This window comes from Nocardia sp. NPDC050793 (assembly GCF_040654065.1).
In the GTDB taxonomy this organism is placed as follows: Bacteria; Actinomycetota; Actinomycetes; order Mycobacteriales; family Mycobacteriaceae; genus Nocardia.
Genome location: NZ_JBFAHG010000011.1, coordinates 1 through 4,974, shown reverse-complemented (window position 1 = coordinate 4,974; position 4,974 = coordinate 1). Strand labels below are relative to the sequence as shown.

Below are 4,974 nucleotides of genomic sequence, written 5' to 3'. Positions count from 1 at the left end.
GGGGGCCCCACCGGGCGGGGGGGTCTCCGGGGCCCCCGCCGCCCGGGTTCGGTGCAAGGGCGCGGACCGGGGCTGCTTCAGCGCTCGCGGGTCAGCGACCGGTAGCAAGTGTGCCACGCCCACTCGACCGGCCCGCGCTCGAATCGCCGCAGCCAGAGGTGGGCGCCCGCCGCGATGATCGCCACGACCACCAGGTAGATCGCGATCGTGAACGGCACACGCGCCTCGGGGGAGACGCGCGCGGCCAGGCCGAGACCCCAGCCGTAGCACAGCGTCGAGGCCACCAGGTTCTGCAGGATGTAGCAGGACAGTGCGGTGCGGCCGATCTCGGTGAACCGTCGGCCCGCGAAACCCAGCCGCGGGCGGCGCAGGTAGAACTCGGCGACGACCGCGAGGATGCCGAAGGCGACGAACGGCGCGGTGCCGTACCGGGTGAGCAACACCAGATCGCCGCCGAAGACACCGACGAGGAAGTCGATCGGCGCGGCGATCGCTCCGAACACCATGAGCCGCTTGCGGATTCGTGCGCCCTCGGGGCGGAACACACCTGCCCGGTACAGCTGGGCTCCGACGAGAAACAGTGCGACCGACATGGCGAAGACAAAAACGCCTTCGATGCGGAATGCGAGCGCGTTGTCCAGGCGGAACACGACCAGATCCCAGAACGAGCCGTCCGCATAGGGGTTCGGGTCCAGCGGCTCGCGGGGAGTCGAATCCTGCTGTGGGGCAAAGGCCATAGCGAGCGCGATGAGCGTCAGCATGGCCAGGTGGACGCACGCCGCGATCGTCAGCCAGCGGCGTTGCGCGCGCTCGCTCTTGGCGAGGACGAAGGCAACCACCAGGCCGGTCACCGCGTAACCCATCAGCACGTCGAACTCGGCGACGAGCACGAAGTTGAGCACGCCGTCCAGAAAGAGCAGCCCGGCCCGCCACGGGTACCCGCCCGGCCACGGGCGCCCGCGGCGTACCGCCGACGCCTGCTGGATGGCCAGGCCGATACCGAACATGATGGTCAGCAGGCCGAGGAACTTGCCCTGCGCCAGCTGTTGCAGCACCCGCTCGGTCCACATCCAGCCGCCGTCCGGCGCGGCGCCCAGTTCGTCGATGTAGCCGACGAGGCCCTCGGAATCGGTCAGGATCCAGATATTGGTGCCCAGTGTGCCGAGGATCGCGATGCCGCGCAGCACGTCGAGCGCGATCAGCCGCGCGGGGCGCGCGTCCGCAACCCGGGGCCGCTGGACGGCTCCCGCCCCGGTTTCGGCGATGGATTCGGTCATGCGTCGACTATCCGGCCCGCGCGCCGGGGCCGCGATCCTCCGGAAGTACCACCCTCGGTATGACATTGGCCGGTGTCGCCTAGGCTCGAGGTATGCAGCGCATCATCGGTATCGAGGTCGAATACGGCATTTCCACCCCCACCGAGCCGTCGGCCAACCCGATCCTCACCTCCACCCAGGCGGTTCTCGCGTACGCGGCCGCCGAAGGTGTGCCGCGGGCCAAGCGCACGCGCTGGGATTACGAGGTGGAGTCGCCGCTGCGCGACGCGCGTGGCTTCGACCTGAGCCGGATGAACGGACCGGCGCCGGTGATCGACGCCGACGAGGTCGGCGCGGCCAACATGATCCTCACCAACGGCGCCCGCCTGTACGTCGACCACGCGCACCCGGAGTACTCCGCGCCCGAGGTCACCGACCCGCTGGACGCGGTGATCTGGGACAAGGCGGGCGAACGCGTGATGGAGGCCGCCGCGCGGCACGCCTCGAGTGTGCCGGGAGCGCCCCGGCTGCAGCTGTACAAGAACAACGTCGACGGCAAGGGCGCCTCGTACGGGACCCACGAGAACTACCTGATGAACCGGGACACCCCGTTCAATCAGATCATCGTCGGGCTGACGCCGTTCTTCGTCTCCCGGCAGGTGATCTGCGGTTCCGGCCGGGTCGGCATCGGCCAATCCGGCGACCACGCCGGGTTCCAGCTGTCCCAGCGCTCCGACTACATCGAGGTCGAGGTCGGCCTGGAGACCACGCTCAAGCGCGGCATCATCAACACCCGCGACGAGCCGCACGCCGACGCCGACAAGTACCGCAGGCTGCACGTCATCATCGGCGACGCCAACCTCGCCGAGATGTCGACCTACCTCAAGGTCGGCACCACCGCGCTGGTGCTCGATCTGATCGAGGCGGGCGAGGACCTCTCCGACCTGCAGCTGGCCCGCCCGGTCACCGCCGTGCACCAGATCAGTCACGACCCGAGCCTGCGCGCCACCGTGGCGCTCGCCGACGGCCGCGAGCTGACCGGCCTGGCCCTGCAGCGGCTCTACCACGAGCGGGTCGCCAAGTTCATGGACCGCGAGGGCAACGAGGACGCCCGCGTGCAGGACATCCTGGACAACTGGGCGATGGTCCTCGACCTGCTCGAGCGCGACCCGATGGAGTGCGCGAACCTGCTCGACTGGCCTGCCAAACTGCGCCTGCTCGAGGGCATGCGTCAGCGGGAGGGCCTGAGCTGGGCCGCGCCGAAACTGCACCTGATGGACCTGCAGTATTCCGACGTACGCTTGGACAAGGGCCTGTACAACCGCCTGGTGGCGCGGGGCTCGATGAAGCGGCTGGTCTCCGAACAACAGGTGCTCGACGCGATGACCAAGCCGCCCACCGACACCCGCGCCTACTTCCGCGGTGAGTGCCTGCGCCGCTTCGGCGCGGATATCGCCGCCGCGAGCTGGGATTCGGTGATCTTCGATCTGGGCGGCGACTCGCTGGTGCGCATCCCGACCCTGGAACCGCGCCGCGGCACCAAATCGCATGTCGGCAAGCTGCTCGACGGCGTGGACACCGCCGCTCAACTGGTCCAGCAACTCACCACGTAGCGACGTCCGTCCCGCGCGGGGCTTGTCGCGAAACGGGTGCTGTCCGCGCGGCGAATTGGGCACAGATCCGACATCGTGTCGGCTCGGCTGGGTAGTGTTGTTGTACGAGCACGCACATTGCTCATGACCGGGGCCGTGCTCAGACTCTTGGCTCCGGTCATGATGAGGACAGAGGAGGTCGGCTGCCATGGCACAAGAGCAGACCAAGCGCACCGGGGGCGGCGACGAGGACGAGGGTCCCGACGGCGTCGACGCGGCCGGTCAGGAGCGCCGCGAGAAGCTGGCGGAGGATACCGACGACCTGCTCGACGAGATCGATGACGTGCTCGAGGAGAACGCGGAGGACTTCGTCCGCGCCTATGTGCAGAAGGGCGGCCAGTGACAGCGGGTGACCCCATGCGTCTCCACCCGGGGTACGCCCTCTCCTCGTTCACCGAACACCTGCGCGCACACGCACCGGAGCTGTTGCCGGGCAACAGGTTCGCTGCGATCGACGGCGCCACCGGAAACTCCGGTGGCGCTGTCGCGAAGGACGTCGCCCCGCACGGCACCACCATCGTCGCGGTGAGCTATCGCGGCGGCGTGCTGATCGCGGGCGACCGCCGCGCCACCCAGGGGAACCTGGTGGCGAGCAGGGACATGGAGAAGGTGTACATCACCGACACCTACTCGGCGGCGGGCATCGCGGGCACCGCGGGTATGGCCGTCGAAATGGTGCGCCTGTTCGCGGTGGAGCTCGAGTACTACGAGAAGATCGAGGGCGTTCCGCTCACCTTCGACGGTAAGGCCAACAAGCTGTCGAAGATGGTGCGCGACAACCTCCCCGCCGCGCTGCAGGGTCTGGCCGTGGTGCCGGTGCTGGTCGGCTTCGACCAGCAGGCCACCGATCCCGACCGGGTCGGCCGCATCGTGTCCTACGACGTGGTCGGCGGTCGCAGCGAGGAGCGATTCGGTTACACCGCAGTCGGTTCCGGTTCGATGTTCGCCAAGACGTCGCTGAAGAAGCTGTACGCCAAGGGAATCGACGGGAACCGGGCGATGCGCATCGCGGTCGAGGCGCTGTTCGACGCCTCGGACGACGACACCGCGACCGGTGGACCGGATCTCGCTCGCGGCATCTACCCGACGATCGTCACGATCGACGAGGACGGTGCGGTGGAGGTCCCGGAGGAGCGCATAGAGGAGATCGCCCGCGGCATAGTCGCCGACCGCGCGGCGGCGGAGGAAGGGAGCGCCACCGCATGACACTGCCGTACTACGCGTCGGCCGAGCAGATCATGCGCGACAAGACCGAGCTCGCGCGCAAAGGCATCGCTCGTGGTCGCAGTGTCATCGTTCTGGCGTACGACAAGGGAGTGCTGTTCGTCGCGGAGAATCCCTCCGCGACGCTGCACAAGGTGAGTGAGCTGTACGACCGCATCGGGTTCGCGGCCGTCGGCAAGTACAACGAGTTCGAGAATCTGCGTCGCGGCGGCATCCTGCAGGCCGACCTGCGCGGTTACCAGTTCGACCGGCGAGACGTGACCGGCAGGGCGCTGGCCAACGCCTACGCGCAGACCCTCGGCACGATCTTCACCGATCAGCTCAAGCCGTACGAGGTGGAGATCTGCGTGGCCGAGGTGGGGTATCCGGAGCAGGCGCCGCAGTCGGTGCTGTACCGGATCACCTTCGACGGCTCGATCGTGGACGAGCGCGAGTTCGTGGTGATGGGCGGCACGACCGAGCCCATCGTCGCCGCGCTGAAGGGGTCCTACCGGCCGGGTCTCGACCTGGCGGGCGCGATCGGTGTCGCGGTCAAGGCGCTGCAGGCCGGGATTCCCGAGGGCGCCGACAAGGACAAGCGGGTGCTCGGCGTGAGCTCGCTCGAGGCGGCCACGCTGGAGCAGGCGCGGCCGCGCAGGGCGTTCCGCAGGATCTCCGACAGCGCGCTGGAGAAGTTGCTGCAGGCGGGCAAGCCGGGGGCGAAGACCAAGGTGGTCGAGCTTCCCGAGGAGTCGCCGGACTCGGAGTAGTCGAAGCCGAAGGCCCGCGGTGGACCGCCCCCCCGGGGGCCCCCCCCGGGCGTTCAGGGTGTTGGGCGGGGGTGCCGGGGGACCTAACAGCGG

Annotated in this window: 5 protein-coding genes; 4 read left to right on the top strand and 1 reads right to left on the bottom strand. The window is 68.8% G+C overall.

The features are described 5' to 3' along the window. Positions 1 to 77: 77 nt before the first annotated feature. Positions 78 to 1,277, bottom strand: coding sequence for a DUF418 domain-containing protein (locus AB0H50_RS29465; RefSeq protein WP_357458912.1), 1,200 nt, complete (start codon positions 1,275 to 1,277; stop codon positions 78 to 80). A gap of 92 nt (positions 1,278 to 1,369) precedes the next feature. Between AB0H50_RS29465 and dop the strand changes: the two genes are divergently transcribed. The 4 genes from dop (at position 1,370) to prcA (ending at position 4,881) form a co-directional block, all read left to right on the top strand. Then, the gene (dop, locus tag AB0H50_RS29460; RefSeq protein ID WP_357404967.1) at positions 1,370 to 2,869 is read left to right on the top strand and encodes a depupylase/deamidase Dop; all 1,500 of its coding nucleotides are present in this window, start codon (positions 1,370 to 1,372) and stop codon (positions 2,867 to 2,869) included. A gap of 187 nt (positions 2,870 to 3,056) precedes the next feature. Next, a complete protein-coding gene (locus tag AB0H50_RS29455; RefSeq protein ID WP_067781199.1) occupies positions 3,057 to 3,251 on the top strand; it encodes a ubiquitin-like protein Pup in 195 nt (64 codons plus the stop codon). A 14-nt stretch (positions 3,252 to 3,265) separates the two neighbouring features. Beyond that, the gene (gene prcB / locus AB0H50_RS29450; protein WP_357458910.1) at positions 3,266 to 4,114 is read left to right on the top strand and encodes a proteasome subunit beta; all 849 of its coding nucleotides are present in this window, start codon (positions 3,266 to 3,268) and stop codon (positions 4,112 to 4,114) included. Then, positions 4,111 to 4,881, top strand: a complete 771-nt coding sequence (gene prcA / locus AB0H50_RS29445) for a proteasome subunit alpha (protein ID WP_357458907.1) — start codon at positions 4,111 to 4,113, stop codon at positions 4,879 to 4,881. The genes prcB and prcA overlap by 4 nt, the downstream gene beginning before the upstream one ends. Positions 4,882 to 4,974 lie beyond the last annotated feature (93 nt).

Excerpts from the sequence above, each read along its gene's own strand:
- dop (WP_357404967.1), top strand. The coding sequence starts at position 1,370 with ATGCAGCGCATCATCGGTATCGAGGTCGAATACGGCATTTCCACCCCC.
- prcA (WP_357458907.1), top strand. The coding sequence starts at position 4,111 with ATGACACTGCCGTACTACGCGTCGGCCGAGCAGATCATGCGCGACAAG.
- AB0H50_RS29455 (WP_067781199.1), top strand. The coding sequence starts at position 3,057 with ATGGCACAAGAGCAGACCAAGCGCACCGGGGGCGGCGACGAGGACGAG.
- AB0H50_RS29465 (WP_357458912.1), bottom strand. The coding sequence starts at position 1,277 with ATGACCGAATCCATCGCCGAAACCGGGGCGGGAGCCGTCCAGCGGCCC.
- prcB (WP_357458910.1), top strand. The coding sequence starts at position 3,266 with ATGCGTCTCCACCCGGGGTACGCCCTCTCCTCGTTCACCGAACACCTG.